The organism is Lutimonas saemankumensis (assembly GCF_020171465.1).
Lineage (GTDB): Bacteria > Bacteroidota > Bacteroidia > Flavobacteriales > Flavobacteriaceae > Lutimonas > Lutimonas saemankumensis.
This window is the reverse complement of sequence record NZ_JAIUZR010000005.1, coordinates 279,617-297,243: the sequence shown is the minus strand read 5'-3', so window position 1 is coordinate 297,243 and position 17,627 is coordinate 279,617. Positions and strand designations below refer to the sequence as shown.

Genomic DNA, 17,627 nt, shown 5'->3' with positions numbered 1-17,627 from the left:
AATTCTTTAATATCAAGCAGCTAAATGGTAAAATGATGCTTATATCTTTATCTTCTGTCACCAAAAATTCTGAGTAAAAACAGGAACAGATTAATAAAGTCAAGGTACAGGGAAAGCGCTCCCATAATGGCTGATTTCTCCATGCCTTCCTCATTTACAAAACCTCTGCTTCCAATTTGCTTTAATTTTTGGGTATCATAGGCCACTAATCCCACAAAAATGGCTACTCCCAGATAACTGATGATCCAGTACATCATTTCATTCTGTAAAAACAAGTTAACAATCGAGGCGATAATGATACCGATCAAGGCCATAAAGGCCATATTGCCTATGCTTGTTAGATCCCTTTTGGTAGTATAGCCATAGACACTCATGGCTGCAAATGTCCCTGCGGTAATGTAAAAGGTGGTTGCAATAGAGCTGGAGGTATAGGCCATAAAGATCACGGACATGGTCAATCCATTGAGAACCGAATAAACGAGGAATGCGCCGATGGCCATGTTCTGGCTCATCGAATTGATTGCTAGGCTCAGATAAACCACAAGGGCCAATTCACCAATGATCAATCCAAAAAATAAGAGACGAGAACCTACAATAGCGTTAAACAGCTGAGGGCTGCTGGCGGTGTAATAAGCTATTAACCCTGTTATAAATAGTGCGAGTGCCATCCAGTTATAAACCCTTGTTATAAATACAGCCTGATAACTTTTAATTCCCAGTTGATCCTTTGGCTTTGATATTTGATTTTCCATTCTTAACTTTAATTTTTTAACGATTTCAAAGATATTAAAAAGCCATTAGTAATATTGTATTCTTTTTCATATTTTGCCTCTATGACAAGGTCCTTAAATCACTCCGTTTTCACAAGATGTTACTTCTTGATTCTCTTTAGTTTCTGTATTGTTTCGGCAGATGCCCAGATCAGAAACGCGCCGCTGACAAAAATTGATGCGGAAAAGGCATACCAGAATTATCAGCAGTATTGTGCACTATGTCATGGAAAGGAACGGGAAGGGAACGCAGCTGACTTTGCTCCTTCTTTAAGGTCTAACTCACTGATGTCAACAATGCCCTTAAATTTTTTGGCCAGCTCCATTGGGTTTGGACGCCCGAATACTGCTATGGCGGCTTATTTAAGTGATTCTGGTGGCCCTTTGACCATGAAGGATATCTTCACTCTTGCCATTTGGCTCAAACACGAATCAGGTGCCCAGACAATTTCATTGCCTTTGAAACCCATTGATGGTGACCCGGTTACGGGATCTTCTGTTTACCAGCAAAATTGCACTGAATGTCATGGTGAAAAAGCAGAAGGAATTACTGCTCCGGCTTTGGCAAACCCGGCTTTTTTAGCTTTTGCCACTGATGAATATATTAAGTACGCCATCGTAAATGGAAGGGATGATACCGAGATGAGTCCTTTTAAAGAAACTCTTTCAGACAGGCAAATAAATGATTTGACGGCATATATACGAAGCCTGACTTCGGGATGGAGCCCGGAACCAAAAGAACTATCTCCATATCCCAAACCAGGAGAATATGTAACCAACCCGAATGGAAAACACCCTGATTTCAAACTAATAAAGAACAGATACGTTCCTATGGCTCAAGTGGCACAGGCCATAAAAGAAGGTAAAAGAATGGTCCTGCTGGATACCCGAACGACCTCAGAATGGCACAATGCACATATTCCCGGAGCCATCCCCATTCCTTATTATATAACCGAAGACAAGGTGGACGAAGGACTTCCAAATGATGAAACATGGATCATAGCCTATTGCGCATGTCCTCATGCTGCTTCCGATAAAATAATCAACATGCTCCGAAAAAAAGGTTTTAAAAATACGGCAGTAATCGACGAAGGATTTTTCAACTGGATCAACGCAGGCCATCCCATTATTGGCGGAAAACCGGAATAAGCCTTTAAAAATCTTTCTTCTTTAATTTGGCACGAATTCTCCATACCGGAAATAATACCCAGAGCATCATGATGCCCAAAGACAAAAAGAGTCCCAGATTTGTCCCAAAAAATTTCTTAAAAACAGCTCCCGTATAACCCAGTAAAGCTGATATATCGAGCTTTAGCAAGATCAATATTCTCGACAGGTCAATTGGGTTGAACATGGTTGTGAACAATGCAAAATTATCAAGTGGGTACTCATTGAAAATTACGAGTGAAATAAGAAAGATCCCGTCGTAAATAACAGCGAGGAAAAGCCACATCAAAATGGCATAACCAAATCCTTTGATCCTGTTCTCATTGGATAAGGCAATATTAAATGCCAGTGCAACGAAAATAAAATTAAGCAAAGATCCAACCACCAAAAGCAAACCAAACTCGAATATAGCCGTTGACCTGAAAAGTCCGTACAATAAAAAAGGAATACCCAGCCCAAGAATCAAACTCAGGGTCAAAGAAATTGAAATACCCAAATATTGACCAGTGAAAATAGTACTTCTTTTTATAGGTTGTGCCAGCAACAATTCAGTAAACTCTTTGGAATTATAGTAGTACATAACCCCAAAAATGGTCCCGATCAAAGGCGTTAAAACAATGATGATGTTCATAAGGGTAATTACCGCTTTATCAACATCATTGTTTAAAAATAATAAAACAAACCCAAGAGCCAGGTAAAAGGCAAAATATACGTAACTCCATCGGCTGCGCATCAGGTCATAGAAACTGTATTTTAATATCTTTATCATAGGTCCTTGGAAATCAGTTTGGCAATTGCGTGTTCAAGGTCTTTCTGGTTGGTTTTTTGTTTTAATTCACTGGAACTTCCTTTAAAATAGATTTCACCATCCAACAGAAATACAATCTCATCAGCAATTTCTTCAACAAAACTCATGATATGGGTTGTAATCAAAATCGTCCTTCCTTTTGATTTTTCTTCACGAATTATTTCCTTCAAATGAATAAGCGAAATTGGATCCAGTCCGGTGGTTGGTTCATCGAGAATGATCAGATCACTTTCAAACATAAAGGTTAGTAAAATGTTTACTTTTTGTTTTGTTCCCCCCGAGAGATTACCGAGCTTTTTATCCAGAAACGCTTCAAGGCCAAAACGTTTTATCAGATCTTTATCACTGGCCTCTTTCGGCCTTAAGTTCTTGACCATATTGATCAATTCCCTAACATTTAGATTTGACGGGAAATTTGCTATCTGAGGAAGGTAATTAATATCATTTCTGTATTTCCAGCCACCCAAAACAGACTGATCATCAATTTTAATTTCACCCTTGTCAGGAATTACCATTCCTAATACGCTTTTGATCAAAGTTGTTTTACCCGAACCATTGGGGCCAAGTACAGCAAAGATACCACCCTTGTCTATATGAAGGTCCAGGCCATCGAGAACGGTCAGTTTTCCAAATTTTTTATTCAAATTAGAGATTTCAATCATTGATCCGGTTCATTAAAGGGTTGTTGTCAATAAGGTTATCAGGCGTAAAAACCGGAGAAACTTTTTCAGAAAAATTGATCATATCCACAAACATGCTTCTCAAAAGAATAATGGTCTCCGGGGTATTGTGCACGATATAAGAAAACAGCTTTACCGGCCTGTAGGGGACATCTCCCACCCCGTTTCCGTCAAGATCATAACCCGCGTATTCGCTCCAGTAATTATTCTCGAACCTGTTTGTATTGATCTTGCTGTTATAACTGAGGTCAAGCGCATTGTTCAAGAAATTGTTTTTAGAAAAGACATTTTCGTAACAGGCTCCAATAACGGTAACGGCCCAACCATTTCTGGTAAATGTATTGTTGGTATAATTTATTCGCGTGGAACCATCCACACTAATACCAATGGTATTCTGTTCGAAAACGTTTCGCTCGATCTCGGCGTCGTAAATTTCCTTTAAGAGCAAGCCATATGAAGCCGTACCCCAATTGTGCTCAAAACGATTATCATGCATCTTTATAAATTTCGAAAACATAATGGCAACTCCTGCTCCATTATCTCTAAAAACATTTTCAAAATAGGCATTATCATTTGAAAACATAAAATGCAGCCCATAACGGAGGTTGCCGTAACTATTGTTCCCAAAAACCTCGCTATCCTTAACAAATTCAAAATAGATTCCGTCTCTAAGTCCGGTAAGCATATTATCGCTTACCTTCATTTTGGAACAATGCCATAAGTGAATTCCATTCCCGGAATTTGCCTGTGATACGGATTCGGAGCGAACAAAATTATTTTCAACTTTTCCACGTTTTGATTTTTCAATCAATATTCCGAAAAAAACATTGTCAAATTCATTGTGATCAATTACAAAATCTTCTGATTTCGACACTAAAATGGCAGCAAAATCTTTGGTGTAACTTTTGCCAACGTTAATGATCCGCAACCCTTTGACGGAAAAATTGTCAGCCGAAATGCTGAAAATAGTTTCCTTGAATTCTCCGTCCACCACGGGCATGTCAACACCTCTAATGTGAAGAGATTTCTTAATTTCAAGCCCATGCTCTTTATAAACACCGGACTGAACAATAATTTCATCTCCTTCTTCAGCCTTCTCAATCGCTTCTTTGATTGTGCTCACCTCACAGGATTTGCAAACCTCAATCTGATTTCCATAGGAAGAAAGAAAACAAAAAAATCCAGTAATTAAGATCAGACTTTTCCTCATTTATTCAGCGTCAAATTTATGGAGTAATTCTTCCCAGCTATAAACCTTTCCACCGCTTTCATTTTGAGTGGTCCGGGCTGCCTCCCTGGATGCAAAACCTGAAAGATTCGCTCCCATAGGACTTTTGATGGTTTCACTAATAAGATAGCTTGCTCCGCCGGCTTCAACCATGTTGCCCGGGTTTTGGAAATCCGCTACGAGGAGAATGCCGATACCTTCCTGTCCATTTTCTGCAATATCATTGACCATGCACTCTATGGCATCGAACTTGAACTGTTTCCCTTTTTTCGTTACATATTGAGAGGCGTGTTTTTGATCAACGATGGTCATTTTGCAAAACGAGCATGCATCGGTTCCATAGTGAATCTGCTCCGGTGCAATATCACAGGAAAAAAACAACCATAAAATTCCAGCAAAAGCAGTACAGAATACTTTTTTCATGATTTTTTTAGTTAATTAGGTCAATTCCTGACCAAGTTAAGAATTTTTGCTTTGGAACAATCCTACAACTTCAAAGCCTGTTTCACTTGTTCTCGCCGGCCTCGTTTTTCCCTGTAAAGAACGCTCCCAAAGTCATGAACATTCCTACAAGCATCATATACGCTCCCGCTCTTGGATAGGAATGAGCAACAAAATTGAGAATGTTCTTCGTCCCCAAAAGAGGTGGTTGAAATCCCATTGGACTACCATCCGGATTCTTAAAACTCATGATTGCCTTTGGGTCGAGATTATGCCCGTAGTCATATTCCCATAAATAGAAATCATAAATCCCGGCAGCTCCCAAAAGAAACATCAAAACGAACCAGGCCAAATACCATTTATAGTTTCCAAAAAAACCGATCAAAACCCCTAATACTACCATTGTTCCTATCACGATAGGAAAAATTGTAAATTCAGGAATTGTTTCCGGTATATATTTCATCCCCACATAATGATTCATCAAATTGATATTCTTGATATCAAATTCATGAACATCCGTAAACTTATTGATATGCATATTCATTCCCAAAGGAATTGGATACTGAGGCGCTTCCAAAGTAATATTCCAGAGAGGAAACACAAACAGGCCTAACAAAAGTAAGGGACCTACGATCATTAATAATTTGGATTTTTTCATTGTTCTTAGTTCTAAATAATGTTTATTCAGCGATATTTCCAGTTATGAAGCCTGCCAATTCGGATTCTTGATGAAGATTAAAACGAAAACGGGCAGTTCTCAATTACTCCTGCCCGCTTTCTACAATAATTAACTTAACCTCAATTTTTATATTATTCGATATCAACAGGATCTCCGTCTAAAGTAAACGAAATAGGTACATTTGACCCTTTTGGAGAAACTCTGATATAACCTTGCATTTCCTGATGTAAGGCAGAACAGAAATCCGTACAGTAAAATGGCCATACTCCTTCTTGTTTAGCTTCCCAAACAAATGACTCAGTCTGACCCGGCATAATCAACAACTCAGAGGTGTTGGCTCCGATCATTGAAATTCCATGAGGAACATCATAATCTTGTTCAAGATTTGTTACGTGAAAATATACCTTATCTCCTACCTGAATTCCTTCAATATTATCAGGAGCAAAGTGCGAACGGATCATGGTCATGTAAATATGAACCTCATTTCCGTTTCTGACCACCTTGGTCTCAGCTTCACTTTTAACGGCATGCTTATGTTCGTTTTCGTCAAGCCTAAAGAACTCTTTGGAATTCTTAGCCACAATATCGGCTGCAATACCTGCGGCATAGTGAGGTTCACCCACGGTTGGAAAATCAAGCAGAAGTTCCATTTTCTCTCCCGAAATATCATATAATTGGGCAGATTGTGTCACCTCAGGCCCCGTAGGAAGGTATCTGTCTTTTGTGATCTTGTTCATGGCAACAACATAATCACCAAAAGGTTTTCTCGAATTTCCTCCAGGAATCATCAGGTGTCCTACTGAATAGAAGGTTTTCTTTCTGTCAAGAACCTCCCATGTTCCTAATTTCCACTTTACAACCTCAGATGAAATAAAGAAGGTTGTATACGCATTTCCCTTACCGTCAAACTCAGTGTGAAGAGGACCTAATCCAGGGTTTTTTACGGCACCCGCCAAGGTAGATTCATAAGATAAAATAGGAATACCATATGCGTCTCCATCAAAATCTTTATTCTCAATAGCCTTGATCATTTTACTGAAAGAGTGCACGGTCAATTCAGCAGCAAGCTTACCACTCCCCACGATGTATTCACCCGAAGGATCAACGTCACAACCATGAGGAGATTTTGGAGTTGGCATAAAAAATATTGCTCCGGGAACCTCGGTTGGGTCAACAACAAGAACTTCTTTTTTCATGGTAGAAGTAGCTGTATGTGTTTTGTCATCATATACATTATGGGCATAATTGGCAGGAACTTTTTTACCACCACCATTGTTCACATATTCCTCAATTTTCTTCCAGTTAATCGCAGCAATAAAGTCTTTATCATTTTGAGAAGCGTTAACTTCCAGTAAGGAATTTGCTTCTTCCGTATTATAGGTAGAGAAGAAGAACCATCCGTGAGAATCACCACGACCCGGGTGAGAAAGATCATAATCAAAACCTGGCATCATGATCTGAAACTTCAGGTCCATTCTACCATCTTCAGGAGCTACTGAAATAAAGGAAAGTGCCCCTTTAAAGTTGCCTTTATATTCAGAAATCGGCATATCTCTTTGAGGAAAAGGTACCGAGAATCTCGTACCCGCCACAACGTATTCTGTATTTTCGGTAACAAAGGATGAACTGTGGTTCCCTGCTGAATTCGGCACCTCAATGATTTCGGTAGTTTCAAAAGTTGTCAAATCAATTTTAGCAATCCTTGGCGTATTATTCCCGTTGATAAATACCCATCTTCCGTCAAGCTCACCTGCTGTTTGCGATATGTCCGGATGGTGAGAATCATCCCAGGGAATAAAACCATGAGAAGTGTTTAGCATAGGTTTGGTCTCTTCATTGAACCCCCAAGCTTTTTCAGCATCTACTGAAAATACTGGAATTACTTTGAACAGGCGTCCTGAAGGAAGACCGTAAACAGATAATTGTCCACTGAATCCACCAGAAATAAATGCATAATAGTCATCGTGTTCTCCCGGTGCCACATAAACTTTCTCAGCCGCATTGGTAGAGAGTGCTCCCTGGCTGGAAGATTTTCCTGAATTTACATCACCGCATGACACTAACCATGTGGTTAATACTGTAAGCGTGATGAAGTATTTAAATATAGTTTTCATATTTGTAAATTAAGATTAAAGTCTGGTTAATTTTTTGTTCTGAAATATTCCAATAAAGCACGTGCCTCTTCCTCAGTTATATTCTGATTCGCCATTGGAGCCCCATTAGCTTCAGCCAGTAATTGCTTTGCTATTGGATCTTTGGCAATCATTTCTTCAGGATTTAAGGTCATGTTCATGATCCATTCCGGAGTTCTTCTCTGAGTTACACCTTTTAAAGCTGGCCCAACAAATTTCTTGCTTATTTTATGGCAGGCTGTGCATTTTGCCTTGAACACGGCTTCCCCTTCGGTTACCATAGCCTGGTCAATTTCGCCAAGCGTCACGCTGCTAATTGGGCCTATTCCTTTGTTTGACATCGGATCAGCATCAGTGACGGCTTCCGTTTTTTTCTCGTCTAATGATCCTGCGGGAGCATCTTTTTTAGGCTTCTCGCCTCCGCAACTAGCCAAGGCAAGAGCCGTGACTAATACAAATACTAGTTTCAATTTCATTTCTTAGTTTTAAAAATATTTATTCAGCTGGTACTAAAACGTCATCAACAACATGAATCCAGCCATTACTCACTTGAACAGTTTTCAATACTTCGGTCCCTCCAACAAAGATTTTACCATCTTTATTTTCAACAACCAGGTATTTTCCTGAAGCCATATACAATTTTCTTTCCTTCCTGGCCTCCTTTTTTAATTGATTGATCGGATAATTGGCGGGTGCTACATGATTTGTGAGAATGTAAGCAAGCTTTGCCTTGTTCTCCGGTTGCACCAATGATTCCACAGTTCCCTCCGGAAGCTTGTCAAAAGCTGAATTTAAAGGAGCAAAAATCGTAAGTGGCCCTACATTAACCACTGCATCTTCTACTCCTGCGGCCTCAATGGCTGCGACAAGTGTACTGAAATCATCCAGAGATTTGGCTACCTGAAGGGCATTAGCATCAGAATCTCCATCCTTAACGGCCGCCTGGCCGGAAAGAGCTTTTGTTTCGGTCACCGCATCGTCGCTTCCCTGTTGCTCAGTTGTTGCTTTCTTACATGAAGAAAAGGAAAACATTAATAAAAGTGCCAATAAAGTTATGTGAGTTTTCATTCTGTAAATAATTAAGTTAGTTTTCTTGTAAATTTGTCTTGGAGTCACAAAATTATGTAACAAACGTTACTAAAAAGATGATATTTATCATATAAAGGACTTATTTATCTTTTATATTTGTAGTATGCTTAGCAATCAGAGTCAATACGCTATCAGAGGAGTTGTTTTTTTAGCCATAAACGCCTCAGAAAAAAGGAAATACGGATCAAAAGAAATCGGTGAACACATCAATGTTCCCGTACCGTTTCTAGCAAAAATTTTCCAAAATCTTTCAAAGGAAGGACTGATTACCTCTTCCAAAGGCCCAAAGGGAGGGTTTTATTTGAAAAAAAATCAATTAAAAGGAAACCTGATGTCCATTATAGAATGCATAGACGGGCCAGACAATTTCAACTCGTGTTTAATTGGGCTCCCTCAATGCAGTGATTCCAATCCCTGTACGATTCACAATCTGGCAGCACCTTTAAGAAACGAAATGTTGAATGGTTTACGAAATAGGAGTATTGCTGATTTTGCAAATGATACAAAAAAAGGCAAGTCACATATTTTTTAAAATTATTCTTATCTTTGTACGGTCACTCAGGGCATTGAAAAGCTATGGTTCAACAAGTTACAAAAGGAATAAAAATTTCAATAACCTCAAATTTTGAAGGCAACCGCTATCAGAGTTCCAAGGTTTATTATGCCTTTAGTTATAGCATCACCATTGAAAACCAAAGTTCAGACACTGTTCAGCTTCTAAGTCGAAAATGGAATATTTTTGATTCTTTAAATAATACTGAAGTAGTTGAAGGCGAAGGTGTTGTAGGTAAAAAACCAATTTTAAAGCCAAAAGAATCTTATACTTATTCCTCGCATTGTTTTTTAGTTTCTCCTATTGGTTCGATGAACGGACATTACCGTATGATCAATTTCTCGACCTCAGAAAAGTTTAGAGTAAGTATACCAACTTTCCAGTTGATGCTTCCTGCTACATTTAATTAATTTCCTTACTTTTATTTTTTCTTGAAACTGTCTTTTCATGAAATCAATTACCAGATTTACCAAAAACCTGCGTGGGAATGAATGTTTGAATTGCGGAACACGCCTAACTACTGATGACAACTTTTGCAGTAGATGTGGTCAGGTCAATGATACAAAACGGCTCAGCGTTAAACAATATTTTTCAGAGTACTTATCCGGTTTTCTAAATTTTGATAACCGTTTTTTAAAAACTGTAATACCTCTTGTATTTAAACCCGGCTTTGTGACAAAAGAATACGTAGATGGAAAACGCATGAAATATGTCAACCCATTTCAACTCTACCTCCATATCTCAATTTTATTTTTTCTGGTTATTGGTGTTTTTGGAACCATAGACAAATTCAAACCAACTGCTGAAAACCAACCTGAAATTCTCGGAGATTTTGATCAGGATGAGTTAAGTACAAACCTGGATAGTATAAAAACGGAAACCCTTGAGGAGTTAAAAAAGAACAATGTGCCTGTTGATTCCACTACCCTCTCTTTGATAAATATGGGAGTAGAACAGATTGGTAAATCAAAAGACTCCAGTAAATTAAAAGCAACAGCACTCAAAGCTAGAAGGGAAAAATCAATGTACACCTTTATAGACTCTATCATGTCTGATGCTCAGACAATGGAGACTTTTGAAAATGATTCGATTTCTTCGAAAGAAAAAGATTCTTCAATGAATAAAATACTTTTTGCCATCGATAGAAAAGCAAAACTTCTTATGGCGGACGATGAGGATGAGGATGTGATGGTCAAGTCCTGGATCCAGGTAAGTGAAGGCTGGGCGGCGTTATCAAAAAAAGGAGAACTCAAAAAAAAGGGAATCAAAAGAATGGATAGCCTGTTTGCAGCCAGGAGCATTGACTACAAGACACCACTATCCTTGATTCGAAAGTCGAATGAAAACCCGAAGAATCAAGGGGCTGGCAAACTTTTTAGCAAGATCAAAACATTAATGGAACATCAAAAAGAAAATCCAAAAGAATCGGCTCTGAAAGCTATTGAAAATCTTGGTTATGAAAAGAGTTACTGGAATGTATTTCTATATTCCAAATCAACCGATTGGAATGAGGCAGTTGAGGATCCGGAAAATTATGGTGCCCAGTTTTTAGATCGTATTCTTTCCAGGGTTTCAGTGGCATTATTTTTATTACTTCCGATTTTTACGCTGATTGTTTCCTTAATCTATATCCGGAGAAAATATAACTACACCGAAAACCTGGTGTTCGTTTTTCATGCCCAGACTGTATTCTTCTTGCTTTTGCTCCTCTTTCTGATTGTAAACAGGTTCGCCAATTCAAATCTGGTTATTTTTATTTTTACACTTACCTTTATGCTGCATCTTTACAAATCCATGAGACAGTTCTATCAGCAGGGAAGATTCAAAACTATAGTCAAATACTTCATTTTAAACTCCGCATTTATGATCATGTCAATTATAGGAGGTATCATAATTTCCTTTCTTGCCTTTCTCATCTGATCGTTCAGGAAAGTAGTTCATCAAAGATTTTCCTTTTGTGGTAAAAACCTGTGTTAAACTTACCGTGCCAACATTATCTCGTTTCATAAAAACATCAGATTCCGGCTTTCCGTTACCCGCGTTTCTGTGAAATTCTAAAATAGACGAAGGAGATCGATCGTTATTTACCAGCCATTCTTCAAACCAGTCTTTTCTCATGGTCCTTACATCCTTATCGTAAAGGGTTGACGAGGACCATATCGATTCTTTCCATTGATACTCTTTCAGGTGTCTTTGTAAGCCGTCCCAAACAAACTCAAAGAGCTTATGTTTTTTTCCCCACAAAACTACAACAAGTGTAAAAGGTTCTATATTGTTCAGATCGATTTCCAAGCAGCTCTTTTCAAAATCTTCGGCCGCTAAAAGATCCAGGACGATCAGGCCCCGGCTTTTTCTGTAGGGCTCCCTTCTCTCATGGTTCTGAAATCCTCCATTCAAAAGGCAAATCAGTCTGTTATCTCTGCTGGTCCCAATCCAGGTTCCTCCTGCTTTTCCGTCTCTTGGGAAATGTAACGAAACATTATTCCTTAGAACTGTTGAAGGAAAATCAGCTCTTGCTCTTCTGAATCCAACATCTCTGCTTGAAGTCAATACAAAATCAGTTTCTGACAATGGAAGAAAAGTAACAGTACACATAAATAATGCGGATTAATCAATAATGGCTTTCATCTTTTACAAAGTTAACATTTAGGCAATACAGCAGTCTTAAAATCTTACATAATTCGTACCTTTGCCATCACTAAAAACGGATTTAGTCCATTATAAAATTAAAACATATGTCAAACGGATTTTTTAAAGTGCCAAAAGCTGTTAATGAGCCGGTTAACTCTTATGCTCCTGGCACACAAGAACACAAAGACTTAATAGCCACTTACAATAAAATGTTTAATGAAAAGGTAGATATTCCTTTTTATATTGGCAGTGAAGAATACAGAACAGGAAAAACAATAGATATTCATCCTCCTCACGACCATCAGCATTGTGTTGGGCAATACCATACAGCGGATAAACATCATATTGAATTAGCAGTTGAAGAAGCGGCGAAGGCGAGAATCAAATGGGCCAAAACAAGTTGGCAGGACAGAGCTGCGATCTTTTTGAAAGCTGCAGAACTTCTTGCCGGTCCATTCCGATATAAAATGAATGCGGCTACAATGATTGCGCAGTCAAAAAATGTCATGCAGGCAGAAATTGACTCGGCCTGTGAACTGATCGACTTTTTGCGATTCAATGTGGAGTTTATGACTGAAATTTACAGTAACCAGCCTGAATCGGCTCCGGGTATATGGAACAGAATGGAATACAGGCCTCTTGAAGGATTTGTTTATGCCATTACCCCTTTCAACTTTACAGCAATTGCAGGTAACCTTCCGGCAGCACCGGCCATGATGGGTAATGTTGTTATCTGGAAACCGGCAAGATCTCAGGTATATTCTGCCAATGTAATTATGGAACTGTTTAAGGAAGCAGGTCTTCCTGATGGAGTCATCAACATGGTAACCGGTAATTCAAGTACCATTACAGATGTATTGTTGAACCATAAAGATTTTGCAGGTGTACACTTTACAGGTTCAACCCCGGTATTTGATGATTTCTGGAAGACCATTGGGGAGAATGTTAAGCATTATCGTTCATACCCAAGAATTGTGGGTGAAACAGGCGGTAAAGATTTTATCTGGGCGCATCCTTCAGCCAATGCTCAGGAAGTGGCGACTGCCATTTCAAGAGGCGCCTTTGAATACCAAGGTCAAAAATGTTCTGCGGCATCAAGAGCTTATTTACCTAAAAGCCTGTGGAATGATATCCGTGAATCCGTAATTAAGGATGTTAATTCCTTCAAAATGGGGTCACCGGCAGATACGGGTAACTTTATTAATGCTGTCATTGACGACCGAGCATTTAAAAAATTATCAGGTTATTTGGATCAGGCAAAAAAAGACAGTGATGCTGAAATTATTGTGGGAAGCGGATATGACGGATCAAAGGGATACTTTATCGAGCCTACAGTTATCGTTACGACAAACCCTCAATACGAAACCATGTGTACCGAGCTGTTTGGACCTATCATCACCGTTTATGTTTATGAGGATGCTCAATGGGAGGAAGTACTTGATTTGGTAGATCAAACTGGAGAATATGCCTTGACAGGTGCGATTTTCAGCAAAGACCGTTATGTGATCGAGACAGCCACAAGCAAGTTGGAAAACGCAGCCGGTAACTTTTACATCAATGACAAGCCAACGGGTGCCGTTGTGGGTCAGCAACCTTTTGGTGGAGCCAGAGGGTCAGGGACCAATGATAAAGCAGGATCTGTTTGGAATCTATTAAGGTGGGTATCCAACAGAACATTGAAGGAAACGTTTGTACCTCCAACAAATTACAGATACCCCTTCCTGGGAGAATAAATGTAATTTAACCGATTATAGGGCCCGAAAGCTGAACTGTTTTCGGGCTTTTTTATACACCTTGCATCTTGTCGGCATCCGGTAAAAATCCAACCAGTTTCTGCGGATCATGTATCAAAACCGGAATATGCTGACAACAGATAAAGAAACTCGACTCCTTGTAATAAAACTGAGTTACAGGGATTTCCTCAGGCCCTTTATTGCAAACCAGACATTTTTTTTGATTTTCCATGTTCTAAACTTTTATCTGACAAAAATAGAACCTGGTCAAACCTTAAACTATGACTTTCATTAGGTATTTAAAATCGTTCGATAAGATTAAAATGCTGAATTCACAGGGGCATTAAACTACCAATCCCTTTAAAATCTCCACAAATCTGTATACATCGTTAAAATTATTGTACACTGGAGCAGGGGCGATTCTAATCACATCAGGCTCCCTCCAGTCGGCAATAACTCCTTTTTCGCTTATTGCTTTGAAAAGTGATTTATCACTGTTCAGTACTCTTATAGAAAGCTGTGCGCCCCTTGCTTCGGGGTCCCTTGGAGTGATAACTTGAATCCGATCACTTTTGAGTTCGTCAATCAAAAATTCAAGATAACCTGTTAATTTTTTTGATTTCTCAACTAACTTATCCATCCCCACCTGATCAAAAATTTCAAGAGAAGCTTTTAGTGCTGCCATTGAAAGCACAGTTTCATTACTCATTTGCCATCCTTCAGCACCTTCAATAGGATCAAAAGTATCATCCATTAAAAACCTGGTTTCCTTTTTGTTTCCCCACCAGCCGGTGAATCGCGGAAGATCCTTATTACTCACATGTTTTGAATGAACAAAACAACCTGCAATCCCTCCAGGGCCTGAATTCATATATTTATACGTGCACCAAACGGCAAAATCTACTCCCCAGTCATGAAGTGACAATTTTAAATTACCAGCCCCGTGGGCAAGATCAAAACCTACCTGGCAACCCATATGATGACCCGCTTTCGTTATCGCTTTCATGTCATAGGCCTGGCCAGTATAATAATTGAGCCCACTCAACATTATCAGGGCAATTTCATTTCCTTCACGAATAATTAAATCGGTGATGTCTTCAGTCCTTAGGACGTCTTCTCCTTCTCTTGGTTCTATTTCTATAAGGGTTTCATCCGGGTCATACCCATGAAACTCCAATTGAGATTTAACTGCATACTGATCCGATGGAAATGCATTCTTTTCGATTACTATTTTTCTTCTTTTTCCTTCAGGTCTGTAAAATGTGACCATCATCAAGTGGAGGTTAACCGTTAAACTGTTCATGGCAACCACTTCTTCCTTTTTCGCACCAACAATTGAGGCCATCTTCTTCCCGAGGTCCTCATGGTATGTAGCAAAGGGGTTCTCTCCCTCAAAATGCCCCTTAACTCCAAGATGTTTCCAGTCATCAAGTACAGCCTTGATGTAGGATTCTGCTGTTTTAGGTTGTAAACCGAGTGAATTTCCACATAAATAGATGGTCTCCTTTCCATCATCGTGTTTTGGAAAATAAAATTGATGCCTGTAATCCGCCAAGGGGTCCTCCTGATCCATTCTCAATGCAAATTCTATGTTATTCTGGTATTTCATTTTCATCGTTTTAATCGTTTCAATCTTTTTCATCATCTGTCAAATTCTCAATCGGAAAAATAAGTGGCCTGCTGGGTGAAGCGTCTGAAACAAAAGATGCTATTTGCAAATTCAAAAGATAATTTCCATCTTTTACTTCATCGGGAACATATATCATTTCAGTAATCGTCTTATTCAGAAAACTGGCCCTGGATGCATTATGACCACCTTCTTTCATATTCCAATAAATATGATGGGCTGATAACATTCCTTCATCATTAGACCTGTCAATCGAAGGAAGATCTACCAACAAATGATCTACACCCAGTTCTGAAATAAAATTCATGGCATCAATGGAAAAAAAAGGGGGTCTGCTCCCGGAATAGGATCGATTCATTTTTGATTTATTATTGGGCAAGGTTCTTATTATCAATCCTTTTACAAACTCTTTTGAAATCCCAGACAAGCTCTGCCTCAGCAATAACTCTGTGATTAAAAGATCTCCCTCTTCTTTATCGGGAACATAGCGTTCAATTGAGTTTAAGCCTAATTCAGGATTTATGGTAATTAAAGTTGCCGGAATCAAGCTGTCTCTTAGCTGTTTTTGAACTGAATATCTTTGATCTGTAATATGTCCGATACATTCTGTATGTGTTCCGTTGCAATGAGGAATCAAACGAACTTCATCAAAATTGCAGGATCCCCCTTTACGAGTGTCACCGATGACAGATCCATACTCAAAAGCCTGTGAGGTTGCCTGAGGAACTCCGAAGGCATTAGGCTGCTCTCCATTGAATTTCATGGGTATGGACAAGTCTTCAAAATGATTTGAATCAAATCGAAAGGTTTTGCCATCTATTTTGAATTCCAGGTTCATGAGCTGTTATTTTTCACTTCCCTTTGAAAAATTAAAATCCAGTTTACGCTTAAGTTCATCAGGCAAATCAGGGAGAAAAGATCTTGGAATAAGCAAAGTTGACACATTATGTAAATCATAAAAGATCCTGTGGCTGTCTGCCGTGGTCTTTAAGTAATCATACCCTGAAGAGCCTCCCGTTCCAATTTTCTGACCCAAAGTTCTGAGTACCATCTGTGCGTGTCTGTTTCGCCAGGTTGTCAATAGCTCATCCATATCTATAAGTTTCTGAAGAAACATAAAAGGTTGCCTCAATAGTGGCTCATCACGGTATAAATTGATCAGCAAGGCACTTATTGTTGCCCTGTATGAAAGTTTAAGGCTTCCTTGCTTTAATTTCTCCTCGTGTTTATCTCTGTCAAAGATGGAGCTGAAATAGGTATTTGTCTCTCCCAGCATTCTAACTCGTAAATTCTTCTCATGCTCAGAAATATAATCGGCCTTTTTAATCGCCTCCTCTTCTCGTTTCAGCATTTTCTTTACAGAATTCTTATATTCCTGAAGAAAGTCAAATCTTTCAAATTGAAGAAAAGGAGTACGTTCCAGCCATTTTTCAACCAATTCAAGCATGGAGTCACGGACTTCCAGATTATTGAGCACTTCTTGTTCCTCGTCGGAAAAAACTCCTGAATACGCGCATTGGGTATAAGAAACCCGACTTTCTCGTTTCAACCCTAAGGAAACTTCCAGCTGCCTGAACTGAAAGCTTTGAAACCCTGAAGCGGGAAGCAAGTAATTTCTAAAATCCAAAAAATCCAAAGGTGTCATCGTTTCGATGATATCAATCTGATCCACCAGAATCTTTTGAATCTTTACGATTCTGTCAAGTCTTGAAATGGCAACTCCTATTTGTGACTCTTCAACCGTTCCGTCACTGAACATTTCCATTACAGAATTCAAATCATGAAGAATCTCTTTAAACCAAAGTTCATATACCTGATGAACGATAATAAAGAGCATTTCGTCATGTGCGGGTTTCTTAAATTCCTCGCTCCTGAGCCGCTGTGCTTTGAGAATTTTCTGCAACTGAAGATATTGATCGTAGTGTACTGAGGAGAGTTCTTTATCCATGGAACAAAAAGATATGATTACGAATATTCTAATTTTATCGCTAATTTAAGGAAAGAAAATCATCAATCCTTAATTATTTATGTCATCAATTTTGAATTCCTGAATATTACAAGCCTTTCAAATCTCCAAATTTTGAAATTA

19 protein-coding genes are annotated in these 17,627 nt (G+C 38.9%); 5 read left to right on the top strand and 14 right to left on the bottom strand.

Going from position 1 to position 17,627, the window contains the following annotated elements:
- Positions 1–47: 47 nt before the first annotated feature.
- A complete protein-coding gene (locus LCM02_RS13335) occupies positions 48–752 on the bottom strand; it encodes a Bax inhibitor-1/YccA family protein (RefSeq protein ID WP_224931070.1) in 705 nt (234 codons plus the stop codon).
- 81 nt (positions 753–833) lie between these two features.
- Between LCM02_RS13335 and LCM02_RS13330 the strand changes: the two genes are divergently transcribed.
- On the top strand, positions 834–1,919 hold the full coding sequence (locus LCM02_RS13330; RefSeq protein ID WP_224931067.1) for a c-type cytochrome: 1,086 nt from the start codon (positions 834–836) through the stop codon (positions 1,917–1,919).
- Positions 1,920–1,923: 4 nt separating this feature from the next.
- On the opposite strand, the gene LCM02_RS13325 is transcribed toward LCM02_RS13330, so the two are convergent.
- The 8 genes from LCM02_RS13325 to LCM02_RS13290 form a co-directional block, all read right to left on the bottom strand.
- Complete coding sequence (locus LCM02_RS13325) at positions 1,924–2,706, bottom strand: ABC transporter permease (protein ID WP_224931064.1); 783 nt, start codon at positions 2,704–2,706, stop codon at positions 1,924–1,926.
- Positions 2,703–3,407 carry an ABC transporter ATP-binding protein gene (locus LCM02_RS13320; protein ID WP_224931061.1) on the bottom strand — a complete coding sequence of 235 codons (705 nt, stop codon included), beginning with the start codon at positions 3,405–3,407 and terminating at the stop codon, positions 2,703–2,705. The genes LCM02_RS13325 and LCM02_RS13320 overlap by 4 nt, the downstream gene beginning before the upstream one ends.
- Complete coding sequence (nosD, locus tag LCM02_RS13315; protein WP_224931058.1) at positions 3,400–4,548, bottom strand: nitrous oxide reductase family maturation protein NosD; 1,149 nt, start codon at positions 4,546–4,548, stop codon at positions 3,400–3,402. Before nosD ends, LCM02_RS13320 begins: the two co-directional genes overlap by 8 nt.
- Positions 4,549–4,635: 87 nt before the next feature.
- Positions 4,636–5,076, bottom strand: a complete 441-nt coding sequence (locus LCM02_RS13310; protein ID WP_224931055.1) for a nitrous oxide reductase accessory protein NosL — start codon at positions 5,074–5,076, stop codon at positions 4,636–4,638.
- Between the two features lie 82 nt (positions 5,077–5,158).
- Positions 5,159–5,752: a hypothetical protein gene (locus tag LCM02_RS13305; protein WP_224931052.1), complete on the bottom strand. Its 594-nt coding sequence runs from the start codon at positions 5,750–5,752 to the stop codon at positions 5,159–5,161.
- 152 nt (positions 5,753–5,904) lie between these two features.
- Positions 5,905–7,887 carry a Sec-dependent nitrous-oxide reductase gene (gene nosZ / locus LCM02_RS13300; protein WP_224931047.1) on the bottom strand — a complete coding sequence of 661 codons (1,983 nt, stop codon included), beginning with the start codon at positions 7,885–7,887 and terminating at the stop codon, positions 5,905–5,907.
- Positions 7,888–7,913: 26 nt separating this feature from the next.
- Positions 7,914–8,381: a c-type cytochrome gene (locus LCM02_RS13295; RefSeq protein ID WP_224931045.1), complete on the bottom strand. Its 468-nt coding sequence runs from the start codon at positions 8,379–8,381 to the stop codon at positions 7,914–7,916.
- A 19-nt stretch (positions 8,382–8,400) separates the two neighbouring features.
- Positions 8,401–8,973 carry a fasciclin domain-containing protein gene (locus LCM02_RS13290; RefSeq protein WP_224931042.1) on the bottom strand — a complete coding sequence of 191 codons (573 nt, stop codon included), beginning with the start codon at positions 8,971–8,973 and terminating at the stop codon, positions 8,401–8,403.
- Between the two features lie 124 nt (positions 8,974–9,097).
- On the opposite strand from LCM02_RS13290, the gene LCM02_RS13285 reads away from it, so the two are divergent.
- From LCM02_RS13285 to LCM02_RS13275, 3 genes are read left to right on the top strand one after another with little or no spacing between them, the layout of a single operon-like run.
- Entirely contained in the window at positions 9,098–9,526 is a 429-nt protein-coding gene (locus LCM02_RS13285; RefSeq protein ID WP_224931041.1) for an RrF2 family transcriptional regulator, read from the top strand.
- A gap of 44 nt (positions 9,527–9,570) precedes the next feature.
- Positions 9,571–9,957 carry a Co2+/Mg2+ efflux protein ApaG gene (gene apaG, locus LCM02_RS13280; protein WP_224931037.1) on the top strand — a complete coding sequence of 129 codons (387 nt, stop codon included), beginning with the start codon at positions 9,571–9,573 and terminating at the stop codon, positions 9,955–9,957.
- Positions 9,958–9,994: 37 nt separating this feature from the next.
- Positions 9,995–11,467, top strand: a complete 1,473-nt coding sequence (locus LCM02_RS13275; protein ID WP_224931034.1) for a DUF3667 domain-containing protein — start codon at positions 9,995–9,997, stop codon at positions 11,465–11,467.
- On the opposite strand, the gene LCM02_RS13270 is transcribed toward LCM02_RS13275, so the two are convergent.
- Positions 11,420–12,142 carry an NRDE family protein gene (locus tag LCM02_RS13270; protein ID WP_224931029.1) on the bottom strand — a complete coding sequence of 241 codons (723 nt, stop codon included), beginning with the start codon at positions 12,140–12,142 and terminating at the stop codon, positions 11,420–11,422. The two genes, LCM02_RS13275 and LCM02_RS13270, sit on opposite strands and share 48 nt — an antisense overlap.
- Before the next feature lie 140 nt (positions 12,143–12,282).
- On the opposite strand from LCM02_RS13270, the gene pruA reads away from it, so the two are divergent.
- On the top strand, positions 12,283–13,911 hold the full coding sequence (gene pruA, locus LCM02_RS13265; protein ID WP_224931024.1) for an L-glutamate gamma-semialdehyde dehydrogenase: 1,629 nt from the start codon (positions 12,283–12,285) through the stop codon (positions 13,909–13,911).
- A gap of 52 nt (positions 13,912–13,963) precedes the next feature.
- On the opposite strand, the gene LCM02_RS13260 is transcribed toward pruA, so the two are convergent.
- From LCM02_RS13260 to LCM02_RS13245, 4 genes are all read right to left on the bottom strand, one after another.
- The gene (locus tag LCM02_RS13260) at positions 13,964–14,143 is read right to left on the bottom strand and encodes a hypothetical protein (RefSeq protein ID WP_224931021.1); all 180 of its coding nucleotides are present in this window, start codon (positions 14,141–14,143) and stop codon (positions 13,964–13,966) included.
- 111 nt (positions 14,144–14,254) lie between these two features.
- Positions 14,255–15,520: a kynureninase gene (gene kynU / locus LCM02_RS13255; RefSeq protein WP_224931018.1), complete on the bottom strand. Its 1,266-nt coding sequence runs from the start codon at positions 15,518–15,520 to the stop codon at positions 14,255–14,257.
- Between the two features lie 19 nt (positions 15,521–15,539).
- A complete protein-coding gene (locus LCM02_RS13250; protein ID WP_224931015.1) occupies positions 15,540–16,376 on the bottom strand; it encodes a cyclase family protein in 837 nt (278 codons plus the stop codon).
- 6 nt (positions 16,377–16,382) lie between these two features.
- Positions 16,383–17,486 (bottom strand): tryptophan 2,3-dioxygenase family protein, encoded by a 1,104-nt coding sequence (locus LCM02_RS13245; protein ID WP_224931012.1) that lies wholly within the window; start codon positions 17,484–17,486, stop codon positions 16,383–16,385.
- Positions 17,487–17,627 lie beyond the last annotated feature (141 nt).

Excerpts from the sequence above, each read along its gene's own strand:
- nosZ (WP_224931047.1), bottom strand. The coding sequence starts at position 7,887 with ATGAAAACTATATTTAAATACTTCATCACGCTTACAGTATTAACCACA.
- LCM02_RS13245 (WP_224931012.1), bottom strand. The coding sequence starts at position 17,486 with ATGGATAAAGAACTCTCCTCAGTACACTACGATCAATATCTTCAGTTG.
- LCM02_RS13330 (WP_224931067.1), top strand. The coding sequence starts at position 834 with ATGACAAGGTCCTTAAATCACTCCGTTTTCACAAGATGTTACTTCTTG.
- LCM02_RS13310 (WP_224931055.1), bottom strand. The coding sequence starts at position 5,076 with ATGAAAAAAGTATTCTGTACTGCTTTTGCTGGAATTTTATGGTTGTTT.
- LCM02_RS13275 (WP_224931034.1), top strand. The coding sequence starts at position 9,995 with ATGAAATCAATTACCAGATTTACCAAAAACCTGCGTGGGAATGAATGT.
- LCM02_RS13260 (WP_224931021.1), bottom strand. The coding sequence starts at position 14,143 with ATGGAAAATCAAAAAAAATGTCTGGTTTGCAATAAAGGGCCTGAGGAA.
- LCM02_RS13325 (WP_224931064.1), bottom strand. The coding sequence starts at position 2,706 with ATGATAAAGATATTAAAATACAGTTTCTATGACCTGATGCGCAGCCGA.
- pruA (WP_224931024.1), top strand. The coding sequence starts at position 12,283 with ATGTCAAACGGATTTTTTAAAGTGCCAAAAGCTGTTAATGAGCCGGTT.
- LCM02_RS13335 (WP_224931070.1), bottom strand. The coding sequence starts at position 752 with ATGGAAAATCAAATATCAAAGCCAAAGGATCAACTGGGAATTAAAAGT.
- LCM02_RS13320 (WP_224931061.1), bottom strand. The coding sequence starts at position 3,407 with ATGATTGAAATCTCTAATTTGAATAAAAAATTTGGAAAACTGACCGTT.
- apaG (WP_224931037.1), top strand. The coding sequence starts at position 9,571 with ATGGTTCAACAAGTTACAAAAGGAATAAAAATTTCAATAACCTCAAAT.
- LCM02_RS13295 (WP_224931045.1), bottom strand. The coding sequence starts at position 8,381 with ATGAAATTGAAACTAGTATTTGTATTAGTCACGGCTCTTGCCTTGGCT.
- LCM02_RS13285 (WP_224931041.1), top strand. The coding sequence starts at position 9,098 with ATGCTTAGCAATCAGAGTCAATACGCTATCAGAGGAGTTGTTTTTTTA.
- LCM02_RS13290 (WP_224931042.1), bottom strand. The coding sequence starts at position 8,973 with ATGAAAACTCACATAACTTTATTGGCACTTTTATTAATGTTTTCCTTT.
- LCM02_RS13250 (WP_224931015.1), bottom strand. The coding sequence starts at position 16,376 with ATGAACCTGGAATTCAAAATAGATGGCAAAACCTTTCGATTTGATTCA.
- kynU (WP_224931018.1), bottom strand. The coding sequence starts at position 15,520 with ATGAAATACCAGAATAACATAGAATTTGCATTGAGAATGGATCAGGAG.
- LCM02_RS13305 (WP_224931052.1), bottom strand. The coding sequence starts at position 5,752 with ATGAAAAAATCCAAATTATTAATGATCGTAGGTCCCTTACTTTTGTTA.
- LCM02_RS13270 (WP_224931029.1), bottom strand. The coding sequence starts at position 12,142 with ATGTGTACTGTTACTTTTCTTCCATTGTCAGAAACTGATTTTGTATTG.